The sequence below is a fragment of the Peijinzhouia sedimentorum genome, from assembly GCF_049340005.1.
GTDB lineage: Bacteria > Bacteroidota > Bacteroidia > Cytophagales > Cyclobacteriaceae > CAXBDP01.
Genome location: NZ_JBMPIY010000018.1, coordinates 1 through 19,287, shown reverse-complemented (window position 1 = coordinate 19,287; position 19,287 = coordinate 1). Strand labels below are relative to the sequence as shown.

Below are 19,287 nucleotides of genomic sequence, written 5' to 3'. Positions count from 1 at the left end.
AAAAATAGCCGATTGATTAGATCGGCTATTTTCATTTAGTTTCCTTTGAAGTTCGGTTTCCTCTTTTCAAGAAATGCCGTAGTTCCTTCTTTATAGTCGTGAGTACCTCCTGCTATATCTTGACAGTACGCTTCATACTCAAGCATTTCATCCAGACTCGCGTTTTGAGATTTGTTAAGCATTTTCTTCATTATGCCGATTGCTCTTGTGGGTGCATTTGCATAATAATCTGTATACGTTTTTACTGCCAAATCTAATTCATCCATAGGCACTACCTTATTTACAATACCTAAGTCAAAAGCCTCTTTTGCTGACAATCTAGTTCCCATAGTCGCCAATTCGAATGCTTTACTCGAACCTACAACTCTTGGCAGAAAGTAAGACGATCCGCTGTCCATCACCAAACCGATATTTACAAATACTTCAATAAGCATGGCATTTTCTGCCGCAACTATCAAATCACACGCCAGTGCCAAGGAACAACCAGCACCTGCTGCAACTCCATTTAGACGACAAATTACCGGTTTCTCCAAATTGCGAACTGCACGAATCATTGGGTTGTATCGCTTATGCAATGAATCTGAAAAAGATCTATTCGGATCAGCTGAAGCAGCTTTTAAGTCTTGACCAGAGCAAAAGGCCTTGCCCTCACCAGTAATCACAACCACCCGCACCTCGTCATCCTTTTTGATAAGCTTGAAGGCATTTTGAAGATCATAAGTTAGGCCATCATTAAAGGCATTATAAACTTCTGGCCTATTAAGTGTAATAGTTGCTACACCGTTATTCTTTTCTAATTTGATAAATTCAAACTCGTTCATATTCTTGTTTTAGCTTATTAAATAAGTAATGGAAATAAAACTGAAAATTAAGCCTAAGGAAAATCCAACCCAAACCTCAGCTGGTTTGTGGACATTTAGATAAAGTCTAGCAGATAATACAAAGCCGCTAATCACACTCAAAACCACTATTGGCCAATATAAATCATTAATTGGATTGTTGATCTGAATTGCTAAAAGCACACCAATAGAACCGCCCATTCCAATACCATGCGCACTGATTTTCCAGAAAATAGTAATGATGCTCAAAAGCATAATCAATGCAGTGATGGTAGCCAAACACGCAATAAGTACATCTGCTACTACTGTAAGCTGCTTAGTAGTGAATAAATAGGTACTTAAAGCATAATACAAGGCGATGAAAAAGAATGGTAAAACCCTTTCCTTACGGTTTTCCATGAAGAAATCTTTGACGCCATTTGTGTAGTTCAACAAAACCAAACTTACCAAAGGCACTATGCAGGTGGTTAGTAAAATAAGACCTACTACTAATAGTTGTGTTTGAAAAGTCCAAGGCGGGAGGCTGGAAGACGCAAAAGCAAAAAGTACCAAACACAGAAACGTCGGCATCAGCAAGGGCTGAAACAAGATACTTAAAACCTGTGCTCCCTTACGCTTCACTATATCTCTTTTCTTAGTCTGGCTACTGGGATATTTAATTGTTCTCTATACTTGGCTACTGTCCTTCTTGCAATATTATAGCCTCTAGCATGTAGTGCTTTTTCAAGCTTCTCATCTGAGAGTGGCTTAAACTTATCTTCATTGCTAATAAGCTCTTCCAATACTTTTTTCACTTCGCGGCTACTAACATCCTCACCAGAATCGGTGCTAATCCCTTCTGAGAAAAAGTATTTCAACGGATAAATTCCAAATTCTGTTTGTACCGATTTGCTATTAACCACGCGAGAGATAGTGGAAATATCCATGTTCACATCCTCAGCAATATCCTTTAGAATCATTGGACGAAGTTTGGTTTCATCACCTTCTACAAAAAACTCACTTTGGTATTGCAAAATGGAATTCATCGTTTTTAGCAAGGTTTGCTGTCTTTGTCTGATTGCATCAATAAACCATTTTGCTGAATCAAGCTTTTGCTTAACAAACGTTACAGTTTCTTTAAGCTTCTTATCTTTTTTATCACTTTTATCATACGCTTGAAGCATATCTGAATATGACTTGCTAATGCGTAAATCAGGTGCATTGCGAGAGTTAAGACTTAATTCAAATTTACCTGCATTGCTCACCAAAATAAAATCTGGAATCAGGTATTGAGTTTTCACAAAGCCTTGAGAAATACCTCCTGGTTTGGGATTTAGCTTAGTGATGGACTTAATAGCATCACGTAAATCACCTTCGTCCTCAATATTGAGTTTACGAATGATTTTATCATAATGCTTTTTGGTAAACTCATCGAAGCAATTTTGGATGATCTGAATCGCTAGTTGTTGCGAAGGACTTGGATCATCTTTTCGTTCTAGTTGAAGCAAAAGACATTCTTGTAAATCTCTTGCAGCAATTCCTGGAGGGTCAAAGGTCTGTATCTTATTAAGAATTGTTTCAATCTCATCAACATCAGTTTCGATATTGGACGAGAACAAAAGATCATTCGCTATAGCTTCCATTTCTCTGCGGATGTAGCCATCGCTTTCAATACTACCAATCAATTGCATGGCAATGGTTTCTTGTCGCTCGTCAAGTCCTAAAAACCCTAACTGGGTTAATAGCTGCTCTCCCAACGAAGAATGCATTGCAATCGGCATTTCGCGATCTTCCTCTTGATTGTAATTGCCATCGCCTTGCATCTTATAGCCAGCTATATCATCGTCGGCTAAATAATCCCTTATATCAACTTCGTCTTTGGTTTCCTCCCGCTGTTCGTTCTCAATTTGCTCATATTCGTCTTCTTGCTTTTGATCTTCTGCTTCTTCCTTTCCTTCTTCCAATGCAGGATTACCTTCTAGTTCCTCCTCTACTCTCGACTCTAACTCAGCAGTTGGCACTTGAAGCAACTTAATGAATTGAATCTGCTGCGGAGATAATTTTTGTTGAAGCGACTGCTGTAAACCTAATTTCTGCATAAATCTAAACTGACAATACTAAGGCGAATTCCTTACTGTAAAGTTATTATAAAATCTTTGTTCTTTGACTATGACACTTAATTATCGTTTTTTTGCATTTGAATTTTATGATCAATCAAGACATTCATCAAATGTTCTTCGATATTCATAAAATATGCCATAAAGAGGCATTTTAAAAATTCTTGTATTAATTTCTAACGAAAAAAAACCGAAAAGGTGGAAGCAACAAAACGAACTAAGATCAAATTAGTGCTGCAGGAGTTTTCTGTAGGCCAGAAAGTATTAGTAAAAGGCTGGGTGAGAACTAAGCGTGAGAACAAAAATGTTGTTTTTATTAATCTTAATGATGGCTCCACCATTAATAATTTGCAGTTGGTAGGCGATCCCAGCATACTCAATGCAAATGATCTCAAATTAGTGAATACTGGCGCTTGTATAAGTGTATTTGGTTCACTGGTTCAATCCCAAGGTCAAGGCCAATCTGTAGAATTAGCCATAGAGTCACTAGAAATCCTAGGAACTGCTGACCCTGAAAAATATCCATTGCAGCCTAAAAAGCATTCACTAGAGTTCCTTAGAGAAATTGCTCATTTGCGTCCGCGCACATCTACTTTTAGTGCAGTAATGCGAGTAAGACATACATTGGCATTTGCCGTACACAAATTCTTCAACGATAAGGGGTTTTATTATATCAATACGCCGATTATCACCGGCTCTGATGCAGAAGGCGCCGGAGCCATGTTTAAGGTCACGACCCTTGACATAAAGAAACCGCCTTTGACAGATGATGGTGGCATCGACTATGAAAAAGATTTCTTCGGAAAAGAAACCAACCTTACTGTAAGTGGTCAATTAGAAGCTGAACTCGGTGCATTGGCATTGTCTGATGTCTACACTTTTGGACCAACTTTCCGCGCAGAAAACTCCAATACTACCAGACACCTTGCTGAATTTTGGATGATAGAGCCGGAAATGGCTTTCTATGATTTGAAAGACAATATGGATTTAGCAGAAGAATTCTTAAGATATCTGGTGAAATATGCTTTAGACAATTGCCAAGATGATTTGGAATTCTTAAACAAGAGAGCTCTGGATGAAGACCAAGGCAAAAAGCAAGAAGAAAGAAGTGAGCTATCATTATTGGAAAGACTCAGCTTTGTAGCTGAAAATGAATTCCAAAGGCTTACCTATACAGAAGCAATTGAAATTTTGAGAAACTCAAAGCCAAATAAAAAGAAGAAATTTGCTTATTTAATTGAGGAATGGGGAGCTGATTTACAATCCGAGCATGAGCGGTTCTTAGTGGAAAAGCATTTCAAAAAGCCAGTGATTTTAACTGATTACCCAAAAGATATCAAAGCATTTTACATGCGAATGAATGAAGATGAGAAAACAGTAAGAGCCATGGATGTATTATTTCCAGGCATTGGCGAAATCATAGGTGGTTCCCAGCGGGAGGAAAGATTGGATAAACTACAAGCTCGCATGAAAGAGATGCATGTGGAAGAAGATGAGCTTTGGTGGTACTTAGAAACTCGAAAATTCGGTACAGCACCACATGCCGGCTTTGGTTTAGGTTTTGAGAGGTTGGTGCTATTTGTTACTGGAATGACGAATATCAGAGATGTGATTGCATTCCCAAGGACTCCTAAAAATGCGGAATTCTAATATCAAAAAAGGCTACTCGATCGGGTAGCCTTTTTATTTCTTTAATATTCTCATAGAATCCGTCTTTCGACTTACTTCATCTCTTACACTTATCAGATAATATCCAGGAGGAAAGTTCTTTACATCGATTCTTAATTTACGAGAATTCTCTACTTCCTTAGAGATTTTCATTTCTGTGCCAATCAGGCTGAAAATTCTAATACTTAAATCTTCAACTTTCATTCCTTCTGGTGTTTCGATATTTAACTCATCCACCACTGGGTTGGGATAAGCCTTTACTTCAATTTTCGAATTGACCGTATTCTGATTAGTATTGTTCATAGCAGACTGGGCTTGAGTACTTCCGATGAAGAAGAAACAAAAACAAACAACCAATATGGACAACTTTTTAATCATAAATAATTCTATACAATTTTCAAACCAAGCTTCCGTTATAACGGGTTAACCCACCCAAAGGTTGAAATAAAAGTAAATTTAAAGTTCCTTAAAAGCAAATGGAATTTGAGCAATTAAATCGCTGGGCAACATACTTTTCTCTCCAAATTCTTCATTTGCCAAATCTCCAGCAAGCCCGTGAACATAAACTGCCAAGATTGCCGCATCAATTTCTGCCAATCCCTGCGCCAAAAAAGCAGTGATAATTCCTGTTAAAACATCGCCACTTCCGCCTTTTGCCATTCCAGGATTTCCAGTACTATTGAAATAAATATGGCCATCAACGTCAGAAATAGTTGTATGAGCTCCTTTTAAAATTACAATGACATTATAGCGTTTGGAAAAGGCTTTTTGCTTTTCGAGTTTTTCAAAATCATTACTCCATTCGCCAACCATTCTTTTGAATTCGCCAGGGTGTGGAGTTAAAATAGATTTTTTTGGGAGCACCTCAAAAAGGTGTCGATTTACAGAAAAAATATTTAAAGCATCCGCATCTAAGACTAATTTTCCTTGAAATTTATTTAAAAGGTCGCTCAATAAACTGGCAGTTTCTAAATGCTGCCCAATTCCAGGTCCAATTCCAATGGCTGAATATGCATCAAGCGAGCCCAAACTTGATAGCCACTCGTGAGCAGAATCTTGTTGAACCATAGCTTCTGGCAAGGTACTCTGAATTGCATCGTAACCGCATCTAGGAATGTGCATGGTGAGTAAACCTACGCCAGATCTCAGACAAGCTTTTCCAGCCAAGATTGCTGCACCAATTTTACCAAGTGAACCAGCAAATATCATTGCATGACCGAAATTACCTTTATGAGAAAATTTATTTCTTTGAGGCAAAATCATTTTTATATCCTCCCGCCTCAACAATGTGTAATCGGAGCTTTGAGATTGAATAAAATCATTATCAAGGCCGATGTCAACTATTGTCCATTCACCAACATTTTCATCATTTTCGGGCATGAAAAAAGCCATTTTCGGCAGTTGAAACGAAATAGTTACATCTACTTTCAATTTTGAACGGCCTTGAGAAGAAGAATCTGCAAACAAGCCTGAGGCAATATCCACAGCGATTTTTTTGTTTGGCCATTTGTTTACTGCCTTAATTATTTCCTCAAATTTTCCTTCCAATGGTCTGCTTAAGCCAATACCAAATATGGCATCAATCACCAAGCTATCGGATGCGGGAGGAATTAGCTCATTGGCAGACTTACAGTAATAAACTTGTATTTCTTTTGGAAGTCGGCTATAGTTTAATTGAAAATCAAATGAAGATTCCTCCGCAATGTCAATTATACAAACGTGTACCTCTCTGTGCATTTGGCTGAGCATTCGAGCGATTGCAAGGCCATCACCACCATTATTTCCTTTACCACACAGAATATAAGTAGGTTGCAGATTTGGAAAGAACTTGAAAAATTCATCCACGAATGCGATTGAAGCCCTTTCCATCAAATCTATCGAGGAAATAGGTTCATTTTTTATGGTGTGCTGGTCAGCCTGTTTTATCTGTTCTGAGCTAAGGATTTTCATTTATCGTGAAGTCTAAATATGGTGCGATTTTATTTATAACTGAATCTGAGAGCACTTTAACAAAGCTTAAGTCTTCTAAACTTTGGAAGTTGCCATGTTGCTTTCGATAATTTACAAGTGCTCTCGCTGTATTGTAGCTTATATATGGATGAGCCGAAAGTTGAGCTTGATCGGCTGAATTTATCGATAGCTTTTTGAGTTCAAATTCTTCTCCTATTATAATGTGTGGCTTGATTGCTTCATAGGTTTCTTCTGTAAGCCCATAAACTTCTTTTAGCTGCTCAATACTTGCAAATCCACCTAGAATATCTCGAAATCGAACAATACGGGATGAATACGCTGGCCCTATTCCTCGAATAGTTTGAAGTTCAGTAGAATCGGCCAAATTAATATCCAATAAAAGCGGGAGGTCGGGTTCAACTTCTTTATTTATATCTTCTTCAAATTTCTCACTTTTAGTATTTTCAGATTCCTTATTTTCTGCTACCTCTGAAACATTTTCATAATCAATTTCCTCTGGAAGCTGAATGTAATCTTCGATCCTATCATACAACCAGTCCTGTAATCCATACACATTCTTGATGTCTGTTTTTACCTTAAAACTTCCTCCCGCATTTCTGAAATTGATCAAACGCTCCGCAAGCCAGCCTGGAAAACCCAGACTTACCAATTCATCTTGACTTGCTTCGTTTGGATCGAACAGGAAATAAGAAGGCTCAGATTGGCTGGTTATAAAAGTTGGAAAATCCTCTTGTTTCACTTCCTCCATCGTTTCCCATTTAGCAATCAATTCATTTAGGAGTATTTCGTCTTCATGAGCAATTTCTTCATTACTTCTAGGAATAAATAAAGAGAAGATAATTGGACTAATCAGCATTAGCAGAATTAGAAATTGCAATACTAGAATTCCTTTGGCTTGCTTGCGACTTACACCAAACAAATCTTGAACTCCAGATAATATCCAAAATAGATATGACTTCATATTACAATTTATAAGTATTTGAAATCAGAATAGCCGTACTCAATCTATAAATCAAGCAATTATGAAAAGGGAATATAATAAAAAATCAGAACAGTAAGTAAAGGAAGTAAAACCCGAACTTTTAAGGAATTTCAAAAGTTGTTTCAAAGCCTGATTAATATCAGCTTTTGGCAGAAGTAAATAGCTTAAGTTTGTGCATACTTAGCTTAATCTAATTTGGAATAATTCTAAACAACCAGCTTGGTTTTTATTGATGGAATTAGCCAATTATTTTTGCATCGATTTTAGTGTATATGAAAGGAATCTTTAGGAACATAGGCATCAGTTATAAGGAAGCTCCAGTGGAGTTGAGAGAAATTGTTTCTCTTAGTGAAGATGAGACTCGTTCAATTTTGCAGTTCGTTAAGGATCAAGGTGTTTGCCAGGAAATTTTAATTATTTCTACTTGCAATAGAACTGAATTTCACTATTTATCCGACATCGATTTAAGCGACCAACTTATTGGTTTACTTTGTATTACTAAAGGTTTTTCGCCTAAAGATGATATCACAAGCTATTTCAAAAAGCTAGAAGGTGAAGCCGCAGTTCGTCATCTATTCCGTGTTAGCCTTGGTTTAGAAGCGTTGGTTGTTGGGGATATGCAAATATCCAACCAGGTAAAACGCGCTTATCAGTGGACTGCGGATGCACAGTTGGCTGGACCTTTTATGCACAGATTAATGCATACTGTATTTTTCACCAACAAGAGAGTGGTTCAAGAAACACCATTTAGAGATGGTGCAGCTTCAGTGTCCTACGCAGCAGCTGAGCTTATAGAAGAGCTTACAAGTAATATCCACAATCCAAATATTTTGGTAATCGGTTTGGGAGAGATTGGTACAGATTTGTGTAAAAATCTTACTAAGCTTGAAACTGAAAATGTGGTTATCTGCAATAGAACTTTATCTACAGCTGAGGAATTAGCTGAAAGTTGTGGTTTTAAAGTTCTTCCTTTCGAAGAGCTAGAAAAAGGAATTAAAGAAGCGCACGTTGTAGTGTCTTCTGTAAATATGAATACTCCGCTGATCAATCCGGCTTTAATAGAAAAAGCGGGAGGAATCGATGCATTCAAATTTTTCATAGACTTATCCGTACCTCGTAGCGTGAGTAGCGATGTAGAATCTATCAGTGGTGCTTTCGTTTATAATATTGATCATATACAATCGAAAGTAACCGAGGTTCAAGATAATCGATTAGCATCTATTCCATTGGTTGAGTCCATCATGGAAGAAGCTTTGGCCGAATTTAATGAATGGGATAGAGAAATGGTGGTTTCGCCAACCATTCACAAAATCAAAGATGCCTTAGAATCTATCAGGCAAGAAGAATTGGCTCGCTACCTCAAGAATGCCAATAAAAAAGAAGCTGAAATAATTGAGAAGGTAACTAAGAGCATGATGCAGAAAATCATCAAACTACCTGTGCTTCAATTAAAAGCTGCCTGCAGAAGAGGAGACCCTGAGAATCTGATCGATGTGCTTAATGAGCTATTTGATTTGGAAAAAACTCCGGTTAAGTAATCCCTGAAATTAGTTTAAAATAGATATAAAACACAAAACCCATCCTCTTAGATGGGTTTTGTGTTTTTGGAGGATTATTATCATTTATTTCTGTGAGCTTCCTTTACTGCCTCCTCCTGATGAAGGCTTATCCTTATCCGATCCACCGGATATTGAATCTCTCATATCTGTATCAGCTTGAATGTTTTGCATGCGGTAGTAATCCATTACACCAAGATTCCCACTTCTGAATGCATCTGCAATTGCTTTAGGAATTTCTGCTTCAGCTTGGATCACATTAGCTCTTGCTTCTTGTGATTTCGCTTTCATTTCTTGCTCTTGTGCTACTGCCATTGCTCTTCTTTCTTCAGCCTTAGCTTCGGCTACTTTCAAGTCGGCATTAGCTTGGTCAATTTGAAGCTTGGCTCCAATATTGGATCCTACATCTACATCTGCAATATCTATCGATAATATTTCGAAGGCTGTACCTGCATCAAGTCCTCTAGACAACACAAGCTTTGAAATTTCATCAGGGTTTTGAAGTACATCTTTATGCGACTTAGAAGAACCAATTGATGTTACAATACCTTCACCTACTCTTGCCAAGATCGTTTCCTCACCAGCACCACCAACAAGTTGGGCTATATTAGCTCTTACAGTAACTCTTGCTTTAGCAATTAGCTGAATACCATCAGCAGCAACAGCAGCTACATTTGGCGTATTAATTACTTTAGGATTTACAGATATTTGAACTGCTTGAAATACATCTCTACCAGCCAAATCGATTGCCGTAGCTTGTTTGAATGTGAGTTTAATGTTTGCCTTATCCGCTGAAATTAACGCCTTTATTACCGTTGGCACATTACCTCCCGCCAAATAATGCGTTTCAAGTTCAGAAGTAGTCACATCCAATCCTGCTTTTATCGCGGTAATCATCGAACCAACAATTATTCCTGGCGGAACCTTTCTTATTCGCATAAATACCAGCTCGAATAAACCAACTTTGACGTTAGAAAACTGCGCTGTAATCCAAAGATTTAGCGGAACAAAATACAAGAAGACAAAAATGGCGATGACTATCGCCAATATTAATAAAGCTAATTCCATAATAAACTCGATTTTGATTTATACTTGTTAGACGGCATCAGCTATTGCTTCAACCATTATAATCTTGTCTTGAATTTTAATTACACGCACTTTGGTATTGGTTGGCAGATAACCACCCATTGATCTTACTTCCACAATGCCATTTCTAAACTCTGCCTTTCCCATCGGCCTCAATGCGGAGATAGTTTCACCTTCTTCAGACATACTGACCAATAATTCAACATCCTCGTTGAATTTACTTTTGATTTGGTCTTTCAGGGAAAATTTTTGCCAAATATTTCCTTTCAACCCGAAATAAAGCATAAGCCCAGCACTTGTAATGCTAATGCCTAATACTAGGAAGCCCATATTGGTGCCCAAAGTAGTGAAGCTAGTAATAACGCCACCAATTGTAAATAAGAAACCTAAAATACCAACGATAGTTGTGCCTGGAATTAAGAATAGTTCAACTCCAATCAAAATCAGGCCAATCAGGATTAAGGCTATTATTATCGTGAGGCTTCCCATAGTAGCTAAATATACTTAAATATCCTTGAACTTAGTACGCACGAGCAAAAAGAACTCTTTTACTACTTGGTTTTCCAGAGTAAATACACTTCCCACTTTCTTCTACTGAGTCTAAAGGAATACATCTAATTGTTGCCTTTGTTTCTTGTTTTATTAATTCTTCCGTTTCGGCAGTACCATCCCAATGCGCAAGGATAAATCCAGGCTCTTCGTCCAAAAGTCTTTTAAACTCTTCATATGAATCTACCTCCCGCGTATTTTCTTCTCTAAATTTCAATGCTCGATCGTATAGATTTTGTTGAATCTGATCTAACAAATCAACTATATAATCAGCAAGATTTTCATCTGCATTCACAACTTCTTTGCTCAAAGTATCTCTTCTTGCAAGTTCTACAGTTCCTTTTTCCAAATCACGTGGGCCAATCGCTATTCTAAGAGGAATGCCTTTTTGCTCATAATCCGCGAATTTGAATCCCGGCTTATGCGTATCTCTGTTATCAAACTTCACTTTGACTCCAGCATTTTTAAGTTGGGTTTCAATTTCACGCACCTTTACTGAAATAGCTTCAAGCTCCTCTGCTCCTCTAAATATTGGGACAATAACTACTTGTATTGGTGCTAGTCTTGGAGGAACAATCAAACCATGATCATCAGAATGGGTCATTATTAATGCGCCCATCAATCTAGTACTCGAGCCCCATGATGTTCCCCAAACATATTCAAGTTTACCTTCTTTACTTGTAAACTTCACATCAAATGCTTTAGCGAAATTTTGCCCCAAGAAGTGTGATGTTCCTGCTTGCAAAGCTTTTCCATCCTGCATCAATGCTTCTATACAATAAGTATCCACAGCTCCAGCAAATCGTTCACTTTCAGTTTTCACACCCTTTATTACTGGCATAGCCAATTCTTTCTCAGCAAAGTCTGCATAAACATTGAGCATTTGCACCGTTTCATCAATTGCCTCTTCCCGAGTAGAATGAGCAGTGTGACCTTCCTGCCATAAGAATTCAGTCGTTCGAAGGAATATCCGGGTACGCATTTCCCAACGAACCACGTTGGCCCATTGATTTACCAAAAGTGGCAAATCTCTATATGACTGAATCCAGTTTTTATAGGTACTCCAAATCACTGTTTCAGAAGTTGGGCGGACAATTAACTCCTCCTCCAGTTTAGCTTCAGGATCAACAATTAACTCTTTTGTATCATCCGTAACTTTCAATCTATAATGAGTTACAACAGCGCATTCCTTTGCAAAACCATCAACATGTGCTGCTTCTCTGTTTAAGAAAGACTTTGGTATGAAAAGTGGAAAATAGGCATTTGAATGCCCAGTCTCCTTAAATCGTCTATCCAACTCAGCTTGCATTTTTTCCCAAATCGAATACCCATATGGTTTGATCACCATACAGCCTCTAACAGCCGAATTTTCAGCTAAATCAGCTTTTTTAACCAACTCATTATACCAAGCCGAATAGTCATCGCTACGTTTCGTTATTCCTTTGCTCATAATCCTTTAACGAACTAAAATTATCATTTCAATGTATTTAAGGTGACAAATATAAGTTTTTAGGCTGTATTTATATCTTTTTAAATCTGCCGACGTATATTTATCATGAGAGAGAAAACAAAAAAGGAACATTATGAATATTTTAAGAAATTTAAGTATGCCAGCTGCAATTCTTTTGCTCTGGTCATGTATGCCGGAACAATATGCCAGCGTAAATGAATACGATGACATTTATTTTTCTTCAGCAGATATGCGGGAGGTAAATTATGCTTCATTAGTTGAAAACAATGAACCGCAAAATTTTTCTTCCTATCACAATAATGCCGAGAATGTCCAAATGGAAAACTTCTCTGCAAAAAATGTAAATCCTGATTACATAGCTCGATACGCAAATCAAAGTTCTACCAACAGTGAAAACTATGGGAGCGATGATTATTATGTTGAAGACTATGATAATAATGGCTTGAATAATAACAGAAATCTAGCTAGCCAAGGTCAAAACACTACCTACAATAACTACCGAATTACAAATTATAATGGGTTTGGTGGCATGAGTCCATTCTCAATGGGAATGGGTATCGGTATGAGTCCTTGGGGAATGGGTGGCTTTGGAATGAGTCCGTTTGGCTATGACCCATTCTTCGATCCATTTTTCCCTAGAGCTGGCTTCAGAACTGGTTTTAGTATGGGATTTGGCTTTAGTAACTTCGGTTTCGGAATGGGCTCCATGAGAATGAGAAATATGATAGCGATGTCATATGGTTACGGTGGTGGTTTTGGTAATCCATTTTTTATGGATCCTTGGATGTCACCATATGGATTCAATAGTTTCGGCTATGGAGGTTTTGGTAGTCCATTTGGATTTGGAAATAGATTCTACAGTCCAGTTGTGATTATTAACAATTCAGATATCCCTAATCGTCAATATGTAAGAGGTCCAAGAGATGGCAGAAGCAGTCAATTTGCAAATGCATCAAATGCTATTCCATCGACTCGTTCAGCTGTAGCTGCGCAAAGATCTAATGCTGGAGCAAATCAAGTAACTAGTCAAAGAAGAGACTTCTCTCAAACTCAAAATGAGTATTATAGAAACTCTAGACGGAGTATTGCAAATAGTGGTTCAAGTGCTACAAGAAATACAGCAAGCGCAATAACATCTAACACAAGAAGAGGTTATACTCCTTCAAATGTTGCTAATAGTAGAAGAAGTTCAACTGCCAATTATGGTAGACCAACAACTACGAACTCAAGAAGTAATTCAGTCTATAACGGTTCAGCAACTAGAAGCAGAATGGGAACATCAACCCCACCTACCAGAAGTAGAACTGGAACAATGTCAACTGGTGGTGCTTCGAGAAGTACAGGAAGTAGTGTAGGCAGGTCATCTGGAACTGTAGGTGGCGGAGGAGCTACAAGATCTTCTGGAGGTGGTAGAACATCATCTTCAGGCGGTAGAGGAGGGAGATAATCCCTCTTTTTTTTCTCTCTCAGAAATTAACACCCTAGATTTTTTACCACTAACTTATATTTATGATTCGTTCAATAGGAATGACAGCTATTCTATTGAGCTCGATAATGCTATGTGCATTGCAATCTGCAAATGCTCAAATAGCGCCGGGATCAATAGGTTATTATGAGGATGCCCTTAGATTTAGTAGAATGCAATCCACTGGAACAGCAAGAATGTTAGGAATCGGTGGAGCACAAACTGCTTTGGGAGGAGATGTTTCACAAGCTTTAATTAATCCAGCTGGATTAGGATTATTTAGAAGATCAGAGTTTTCAATAACAGGCGGAATGACCTTTTATAATTCTGAATCAAACTTCAATGGATTTTCCTCTAATAGACCAATCAATAATTTCTCATTACCACAACTTGGTTTGGTTATTAGCAATGTAAAAGATGACATTGAATTGGGTAAATGGAGAGGTGGATCATTCGCTATAAATTTTGCAAGATTACAGGACTTCAGAAATGAAGTTGGCTATAGAGGATTTAATGATGATAATTCTATCATTGACTATTTTATTGAGCGTGCTGATGGTATTCCAACAAGCTCGATAGGAAATGCTGGTCTGGTTGGTAGGGCATATGACACTTACTTAATAAATCCCTTCCCAAATACTGATGATGTATATGATTCTTTTGTACTTGGGTTTCCTGAACAACAAGAGACCATAATATCAAGCGGGAGGGCAGATAGAATTCAATTTAGTTATGGTGGTAATTTCGACAACAAACTATATTTCGGCGCTGGGATAGGAATTACAACACTTGAATATAGTAGTTCCAAAGACTTTTCAGAGTTTTTTGAAGGTGAGCCTTTATTAGATTTACTTACCTATGAAGATATTTTCATTACAGGAAATGGATTCAATTTCAATATTGGAGCAATTGCTAAATTGAATGATAATATAAGATTGGGAGCTTCGATAGTATCACCTACATGGTATAATTTAGATGAAGAGTTCTCAAATGGAATTATTGCGAATTATGATAATTATTATTACGCAGCTGGAGACACTACTTTAACAGAACTAAGCTCCGTGTCAGACATTTTCTTGACCAATTACAATATGAGAACTCCTTGGAGAGTAAATGCAGGTGCGAGTTTTATTGTAGGAAAAAATGGCTTTATCTCGGCCGATGTAGAATATGTAGATTATACTCAGGCAAACCTTAGCTCTGTTGAACTTGATTTATCGTCTGATAATCAAACCATTGCAAACCTGTATACAAATGCAGTTAATCTTAGAATTGGCGGTGAGTATAGATATGATATCTTCAGGTTGCGAGGTGGTTATGGTTATTATCAAGATCCAACAAATTTTGATGATAACGTAGATAGAAGTATCTCCTCCATTTCCGGTGGCCTAGGTTTGAGAATGCAACAATACTTTTTTGATGTAGCGGTTGTGCATAATTTCACAAACAACACTTACAGCCCTTATACATTATTTGATGGGACACAACCTAATATCAATATACAAGATCGCAATACAAGGGCACTTTTAACTTTTGGATTCAATTTCTAAAAAGAAATGAAATATTGTCAATAAATTAAAGGCTTCTTTTAGGAGCCTTTTTTATTTCGTAAAATCTTTATCAAATCATCGACTGAGTGTTTTGTGGAGTCGTATTTGAAATTGGCCATTTCATAAAATGACTTTCGAGCATTCCAAGTTGCACTTACGGTTTCGAGTAAATTTTTCCCCTTCAACAAAGGTCTTGCTCCCGCTTTTCTTTTCAACCGCTTTGCCAATGTAGGAATGTCAGTAAAAACATGAACAACCTCACCAGCATCCAACATTAATGGAAGGTTATCATGGAAACAAGGTGTGCCTCCACCCGTTGCTAGGACAAAAGATTTTTGTTCACTTTGAATAAAATGAGCTAATTTCCGATGCTCTAATTCTCGAAAATACATCTCTCCATCTGAACTGAAAATTTGAGAAACTGTCTTCCCTTCCTCCCGCTCTATTTCATAGTCCAAATCAAAAAACGCACACTCTAATTGTTGAGCTAGCTGCATTCCAAAGGTGGTTTTACCTGTACCAGGCATTCCGATTAGGAATATTTTATCGCGCATACAGCTCTTTGATTTCTTCTACCGAAGGCACATCATTATAGTGATATTTTGCTTTCACCTCACCGTTTTGCAAAAATATTAACCCTGGGTTTGAGCGAATTATCGTTTTAAGCACAGTAGCATCACCATAATAATAAGGGATTGCCAATTGCACTTCGTGTCTGAAATTTTCAAAAAGCTGACGCTCACTAGATGTAATTGCAATTGCTTCAATATCAGTATCATTCAATTCATCAATCAAAATATTAATTGGTCTAAAACTACGGATATTTGCTTTTTCTGTATTAGTAACAATCACAATTAGCTTATTCCCTTGCAGCGTATAGTCAGTCCAATCGCCTTCATCATTCCATATATTATACTCAGTGATTTTAGGCTTAGCTTCTGGATTTTTTAAGATCATTTCCTTGAACTCGTAGGACTCATCCATCGGATACTCATCAAAAACCACTTCCTCTCCATTCTTGGACATGATATATTGATACTGAAATTCTGCAGATGGCTGCATATTAGTTGGGATATGAGTCCCTACTTTGAATGCTCTAAAATCAATGAATGGTAAATGTGCAATTGCATAATATGCTATTGCCAAATTCAGCAGAGTAGTTAAAATAATAGCCAAATGACGAGTCGCTTGGTTTTCAGGTCGCACAGCTCGGTGTCTAGCAAAAAACAGCCAACTTATGGTAAATAGCAGGATCATATCCTTATAAAAAGACTCCCAAGGTGTAAGCTTAATTGCATCACCAAAACAACCACAATCCGTTACTTTATTAAAATATGCTGAATAGAATGTGAGAAAAGTGAAAAACAGAATCATCGCTAACAATAAGCTAGTTGTTACTTTTGGCTTATATCTGATCAATAAAGCCACACCCAATACTACTTCTACCACACATAAAAAGACCGAAAGATATAATGAGTATGGAATAAAAGATCTGAAAAATGGAGCAATATCTAGTGAAAAAACCTCAAAGTATTCGGTTAATTTAATGGAAGTGCCAACTGGATCATTTACTTTGATTAAGCCTGAAAAGATAAAAAGTAAGCCTGTAAACCATCTAAAAAACTCTGTTATAACTCTCATAGTTTAATGCTTTTAAGAAGGATTAAAGAAAATACGGCGTAATTAATCATATCTTGATAATTGGCTTTTATACCCTCAGAAACAATAGTTTTCCCTTCATTATTTTCGATTTGTTTCACTCTTAAAAGCTTCATAAGGATAATATCAGTTATTGAGCTAACCCTCATTTCTCTCCAAGCCTCACCATAATCGTGGTTCTTTTTCGAAAGTAAAGAGAGGTTTTCTTCTACAACCGCATCATAAAGTGGTTCAAGCTCTTCAAAAGGGATTTCCAATCTTTCGTCGTTTAGCAATTGCATTTGAATAATGGCCATGATAGAATAATTGATAATTCCAATAAACTCTAATTTTGGATCATCATCTACTAGCTGCATTCCCTTATCCTGAATCGACCGTAATCTTTGTGCTTTGATATATATTTGATCTGTAATCGAAGGTAATCGTAATATGCGCCATGATGTGCCATAATCCCTCGTTTTCTTTTCAAATAGTTCTTTACAGGCCTTAATAACTTCTCTATATTCGCCAATCGTTTGGCTTTTGGTTAAGTCTTGCATTCCAAAATCTTTTGTTCAAAAATAAGGTGCTTCAAGGAAAAGAAACTATTTTCTCTCCAAAATCTACACTCAACCTAAATGGTCGTCTGTTTGATATCCAAAAACCCAAGGTAATGGGTATTTTGAATATCACCACAGATTCTTTTTATGATGGTAGTAAATATCAAACAGCAACGCAAATTATCAAAAGAGTTGAAGAAATGATGCAGGAGGGTGTAGATATTATTGATATAGGCGCCCAATCTTCAAGACCCGGAGCTGATGAGATCCCTTTATCTAAAGAAATCGAACAAATCCAAACGTCTTGTTCACTAATTCTAAAGCAATTTCCAGAAGCCATCTTATCTATTGACACGTACCGAGCTGATGTAGCAAAAGCTGGCTTCGACAATGGTGCATTGATGATAAATGATATTAGTGGTGGCACTTTAGACAATAATATGCTAGCCACCGTTGCAGAAATGAATATTCCTTATATCTTGATGCACATTAAGGGCAATCCTAAAACAATGCAAAACCTTACGCATTATGACAATTTTCTTCAGGAAGTAATTTTACACTTGCAAGAACGATTGCATTTGGCAAAAGAGTTAGGGATAAAGGACATAATTATTGATCCTGGATTTGGTTTCGCTAAATCTTTAGATCAAAATTATCATTTACTCAAAAAATTGAGTTATATTAATATTTTAGATTGTCCTATCTTGGTTGGTCTTTCAAGAAAATCCATGACATGGAAATTTTTAGAGGTAAGTCCTGAAGAGGCACTTAATGGGACAACAGTCTTAAATACAGTCGCTATCATGAATGGTGCAAAAATTATAAGAGTTCATGATGTGAAAGAAGCAAAACAGACCATTAAATTAGTAGAAAAAATAAGGCATTGATATACCTTTTCAAAATAGGCTTTCTTGACATCAGATGGATAGACTTGCTAGATATACTAGCAGTAGGATTCCTTATTTTCCAACTATATAAACTCTTGAAAGGCAGTGTTGCCTTGAGAGTATTCCTAGGTTTACTTTCGCTTTATCTAATATATTTAGTAGTACGAGCTGCTCAAATGGAGCTTCTTTCAAGTATCCTTGGCCAGTTTATGAGTGTTGGTGTATTGGCGGCTATCATCCTTTTTCAGCAAGAAATCAGAAAATTCTTACTCATCATTGGTAAAACCACAGCATTGAATAGAGAAAATATCTTTGCTGGCATTTTTGGAAAAAGAACAAATGTTGGTGCAACCAACATTACTCCTATTATTGAAGCTTCCAAAATAATGGCTGGTAGCAATACTGGTGCTCTTATTGTTTTTTCTAAAAGTTCAGAGCTGAAATTTTATCAGGAGTCTGGTGACATAATGGATGCTGAAATTTCTAAGCGACTATTATTAGCCATATTCAATAAATATAGCCCTTTGCATGATGGGGCTGTCGTTATATTTGAAAATAGAATCAAAGCCGCCAGATGTATTTTACCTGTTACTGAAAGAGAAAATCTCCCTGCACAATTAGGCTTAAGACACCGTGCTGCAATTGGTATGACTGAATCTACAGACACATTGGTTTTAATTGTTTCAGAAGAAACTGGGCAAATAAGTACAGCACGAAACGGTATTATTTATTCAAATTTATCTCCACAAGAAGCCCGTCAGAGAATCCATACTTATCTATTCGAGGATGAAGAAGATGATGGAGGAAATCAATCTACTGATGCAAAATCAGCTAGTCCTGAGAAAGTAAAAAGTAAAAAAATAGCGGCTCTGGAAGAACCAGAATCCGCTAATTAAGGTAATGTACTGAAAAATAGTTGGTGACTTTTATCTTAATATTCCGTAATATCCGGCGCTGCCCTGAAGAGGA

General features: G+C 37.1%; 18 protein-coding genes. 6 read left to right on the top strand and 12 right to left on the bottom strand.

Annotation, left to right across the window (positions count from 1 at the left end):
- Positions 1-35: 35 nt before the first annotated feature.
- From ACOXY8_RS16905 to rpoN, 3 genes are read right to left on the bottom strand one after another with little or no spacing between them, the layout of a single operon-like run.
- On the bottom strand, positions 36-821 hold the full coding sequence (locus ACOXY8_RS16905; protein ID WP_458332800.1) for an enoyl-CoA hydratase/isomerase family protein: 786 nt from the start codon (positions 819-821) through the stop codon (positions 36-38).
- Between the two features lie 9 nt (positions 822-830).
- Positions 831-1,460: a PA-phosphatase gene (locus ACOXY8_RS16900; RefSeq protein ID WP_458332799.1), complete on the bottom strand. Its 630-nt coding sequence runs from the start codon at positions 1,458-1,460 to the stop codon at positions 831-833.
- Entirely contained in the window at positions 1,460-2,917 is a 1,458-nt protein-coding gene (rpoN, locus tag ACOXY8_RS16895) for an RNA polymerase factor sigma-54 (RefSeq protein ID WP_458332798.1), read from the bottom strand. Before rpoN ends, ACOXY8_RS16900 begins: the two co-directional genes overlap by 1 nt.
- A 216-nt stretch (positions 2,918-3,133) precedes the next feature.
- Here rpoN and asnS point away from each other — a divergent pair, with 216 nt between their 5' ends.
- Entirely contained in the window at positions 3,134-4,585 is a 1,452-nt protein-coding gene (asnS, locus tag ACOXY8_RS16890; RefSeq protein ID WP_458332797.1) for an asparagine--tRNA ligase, read from the top strand.
- 33 nt (positions 4,586-4,618) lie between these two features.
- Here the strand turns inward: asnS and ACOXY8_RS16885 are convergent, their stop codons facing one another.
- The 3 genes from ACOXY8_RS16885 to ACOXY8_RS16875 form a co-directional block, all read right to left on the bottom strand.
- Positions 4,619-4,906, bottom strand: coding sequence for a T9SS type A sorting domain-containing protein (locus tag ACOXY8_RS16885; protein WP_458332796.1), 288 nt, complete (start codon positions 4,904-4,906; stop codon positions 4,619-4,621).
- A gap of 153 nt (positions 4,907-5,059) precedes the next feature.
- Positions 5,060-6,553 carry an NAD(P)H-hydrate dehydratase gene (locus tag ACOXY8_RS16880; RefSeq protein ID WP_458332795.1) on the bottom strand — a complete coding sequence of 498 codons (1,494 nt, stop codon included), beginning with the start codon at positions 6,551-6,553 and terminating at the stop codon, positions 5,060-5,062.
- Complete coding sequence (locus tag ACOXY8_RS16875) at positions 6,540-7,535, bottom strand: ComEA family DNA-binding protein (protein WP_458332794.1); 996 nt, start codon at positions 7,533-7,535, stop codon at positions 6,540-6,542. Before ACOXY8_RS16875 ends, ACOXY8_RS16880 begins: the two co-directional genes overlap by 14 nt.
- Before the next feature lie 293 nt (positions 7,536-7,828).
- On the opposite strand from ACOXY8_RS16875, the gene hemA reads away from it, so the two are divergent.
- A complete protein-coding gene (hemA, locus tag ACOXY8_RS16870; protein WP_458332793.1) occupies positions 7,829-9,094 on the top strand; it encodes a glutamyl-tRNA reductase in 1,266 nt (421 codons plus the stop codon).
- An 84-nt stretch (positions 9,095-9,178) separates the two neighbouring features.
- On the opposite strand, the gene floA is transcribed toward hemA, so the two are convergent.
- The 3 genes from floA to proS are packed head-to-tail and all read right to left on the bottom strand — an operon-like array spanning position 9,179 to position 12,197.
- Complete coding sequence (gene floA / locus ACOXY8_RS16865) at positions 9,179-10,180, bottom strand: flotillin-like protein FloA (protein WP_458332792.1); 1,002 nt, start codon at positions 10,178-10,180, stop codon at positions 9,179-9,181.
- A 27-nt stretch (positions 10,181-10,207) separates the two neighbouring features.
- On the bottom strand, positions 10,208-10,687 hold the full coding sequence (locus ACOXY8_RS16860; protein ID WP_458332791.1) for an NfeD family protein: 480 nt from the start codon (positions 10,685-10,687) through the stop codon (positions 10,208-10,210).
- A gap of 31 nt (positions 10,688-10,718) precedes the next feature.
- Positions 10,719-12,197 (bottom strand): proline--tRNA ligase, encoded by a 1,479-nt coding sequence (gene proS, locus ACOXY8_RS16855; protein ID WP_458332790.1) that lies wholly within the window; start codon positions 12,195-12,197, stop codon positions 10,719-10,721.
- Between the two features lie 133 nt (positions 12,198-12,330).
- On the opposite strand from proS, the gene ACOXY8_RS16850 reads away from it, so the two are divergent.
- Both ACOXY8_RS16850 and ACOXY8_RS16845 read left to right on the top strand, forming a co-directional pair.
- Positions 12,331-13,665 carry a hypothetical protein gene (locus ACOXY8_RS16850; protein ID WP_458332789.1) on the top strand — a complete coding sequence of 445 codons (1,335 nt, stop codon included), beginning with the start codon at positions 12,331-12,333 and terminating at the stop codon, positions 13,663-13,665.
- A gap of 62 nt (positions 13,666-13,727) precedes the next feature.
- Entirely contained in the window at positions 13,728-15,233 is a 1,506-nt protein-coding gene (locus ACOXY8_RS16845) for an OmpP1/FadL family transporter (protein ID WP_458332788.1), read from the top strand.
- A gap of 38 nt (positions 15,234-15,271) precedes the next feature.
- Here ACOXY8_RS16845 and ACOXY8_RS16840 read toward each other — a convergent pair whose 3' ends face one another.
- Genes ACOXY8_RS16840 through ACOXY8_RS16830 form a run of 3 tightly spaced genes read right to left on the bottom strand, consistent with a single transcriptional unit; the run spans position 15,272 to position 17,431 of the window.
- Entirely contained in the window at positions 15,272-15,787 is a 516-nt protein-coding gene (locus tag ACOXY8_RS16840; RefSeq protein WP_458332787.1) for a shikimate kinase, read from the bottom strand.
- The gene (locus ACOXY8_RS16835) at positions 15,777-16,874 is read right to left on the bottom strand and encodes a BT_3928 family protein (RefSeq protein ID WP_458332786.1); all 1,098 of its coding nucleotides are present in this window, start codon (positions 16,872-16,874) and stop codon (positions 15,777-15,779) included. Before ACOXY8_RS16835 ends, ACOXY8_RS16840 begins: the two co-directional genes overlap by 11 nt.
- A complete protein-coding gene (locus ACOXY8_RS16830) occupies positions 16,871-17,431 on the bottom strand; it encodes a DUF1599 domain-containing protein (RefSeq protein ID WP_458332785.1) in 561 nt (186 codons plus the stop codon). The genes ACOXY8_RS16835 and ACOXY8_RS16830 overlap by 4 nt, the downstream gene beginning before the upstream one ends.
- Positions 17,432-17,457: 26 nt before the next feature.
- On the opposite strand from ACOXY8_RS16830, the gene folP reads away from it, so the two are divergent.
- Together folP and ACOXY8_RS16820 are read left to right on the top strand one after the other, a co-directional pair.
- Positions 17,458-18,318: a dihydropteroate synthase gene (gene folP, locus ACOXY8_RS16825; protein ID WP_458332784.1), complete on the top strand. Its 861-nt coding sequence runs from the start codon at positions 17,458-17,460 to the stop codon at positions 18,316-18,318.
- On the top strand, positions 18,315-19,214 hold the full coding sequence (locus tag ACOXY8_RS16820) for a diadenylate cyclase (protein ID WP_458332783.1): 900 nt from the start codon (positions 18,315-18,317) through the stop codon (positions 19,212-19,214). Before folP ends, ACOXY8_RS16820 begins: the two co-directional genes overlap by 4 nt.
- Positions 19,215-19,287 lie beyond the last annotated feature (73 nt).